The organism is Kitasatospora sp. NPDC002551 (assembly GCF_040296005.1).
GTDB lineage: Bacteria > Actinomycetota > Actinomycetes > Streptomycetales > Streptomycetaceae > Kitasatospora.
Window position 1 is genome coordinate 1 of record NZ_JBEOWI010000162.1, and the last position, 1,646, is coordinate 1,646.

Here is a 1,646-nt window from a genome sequence, read left to right on the forward strand (position 1 = left end):
GTTCAATTCGGCGAAGCCGTGCAGACGTTGGCGGCCGAGGGCTTCCGTTGCTTCGTCGAGGTCAGCGCCCACCCCGTCCTCGCGCACGGCATCGTGGAGGCCCTGGAGGACGCCGTCCAGGCCCCGACCGTGGTCACCGGCACCCTGCGCCGCGACGACGGCGGCTGGGACCGTGTCCTGCTGGCCGCCGCCGAACTCCACGTCCACGGCGTGCCCGTGGACTGGTCGGCGACCTACGCCGGCGCCGGCCGCGTCCGCCCCGCCGACCTCCCCACCTACCCCTTCCAGCACCAGCGCTACTGGCTGGAGCCCGTGGCCGGCACCGGCGACGTGACCGCCTTCGGCGTCGCCGCAGCCGCGCACCCGCTGCTCGGCGCGCTGGTCGAACTGCCGGACGGGGGCTCGGTGTTCACCGGCCGGCTGTCGACCCGGTCGCACCCGTGGCTGGCCGACCACGCCGTGTCGGGGACGGTCCTGCTGCCCGGCGCCGCCTTCCTCGAACTCGCCCTGCGCGCGGGGGAGGAGACCGGGCTCGGCCGGCTGGAGGAGCTGGTGGTGGAGGCGCCCGCGATCCTGCCGGAGCGCGGGGGCGTCCAGGTCCGCGTCACGGTCGACCCGGCCGCCGACGACGCCCGTCGGGCCGTCCATGTGCACGCACGGCCCGACGACGGCGAGGGCGGCGCCTGGACCCGGCACGCCACCGGCTTCCTGGCGTCCGAGCACGCACCGGAGTTCGGCTACGAGTCCTGGCCGCCGCCCGGCGCGGAGCCGGTCGACCTCGACGGCTTCTACCCGGGCCTCGCCGAGGCCGGCTACGCGTACGGCGACGCCTTCCAGGGCCTGCGGGCCGCCTGGCGCTCGGGCGAGGAGGTGTTCGCCGAGGTCGCCCTTCCTGCTGAACTGGCCGAGTCCGCCGGGCGGTTCGGTCTCCACCCGGCCCTGCTGGACGCGGCGCTGCAGGCGGCCAACCTGGGCGCTGCTCCGGTGGCCCGCCCGGGGGAGGTCCTGCTGCCGTTCGCCTGGAACGACGTTGCCCTGTTCGCCTCGGGGGCGACGGCCCTGCGGGTGCACGCCCGGCGGGAGGGGCCGGACGCCGTCTCCTTCGCCCTCACCGATCCGGCGGGCCGGCCGGTCGGCGCCATCGGGGCGCTGGTCCTGCGGCCGGTGGCGCCCGAGCGGCTCTCCACCGCCCAGGACGCCACCGAGCACCTGTACCGCCTCGACTGGGTGCCGGCCGAGCTGCCGAAGGCGGCGGCCGGCGCGGCGGCGCCGGACGTGCTCGACCTCACCGCCCTCCCCGAGGGGCTGTCCGCGCCGCGGGCGGCCCGCGAGGCGGCCGGGACGGCGCTCGCCCGGCTCCAGGAGCACCTGGCCGGGGACTCCGAGCGTCCGGTCGCCGTGCTGACGGCCGACGCGGCCGAGGACCCGGCGGCCTCCGCCGTCTGGGGCCTGGTGCGAACCGCGCAGCTGGAGCACCCGGGCCGCATCGTCCTGGTGGACACCGACGGCTCGTCGGCGCCCGCCTCGCTGGCGGCCGACGCGCTCGCCTCGGGCGAGTCGCAGGTGGCCTGGCGTGATGGCGGGATTGTCGTGCCCCGTCTGGTCCGTGCCGAGGTGGCCGCTGATGCCGGTCCGGTTCTGGATCC

1 protein-coding gene is annotated in these 1,646 nt (G+C 77.3%); it reads left to right on the top strand.

The features are described 5' to 3' along the window. Nucleotides 1–18: 18 nt before the first annotated feature. A partial coding sequence (locus ABT093_RS40870; RefSeq protein ID WP_350572584.1) for a SpnB-like Rossmann fold domain-containing protein occupies nucleotides 19–1,646 on the top strand: 1,628 nt, incomplete at its 3' end.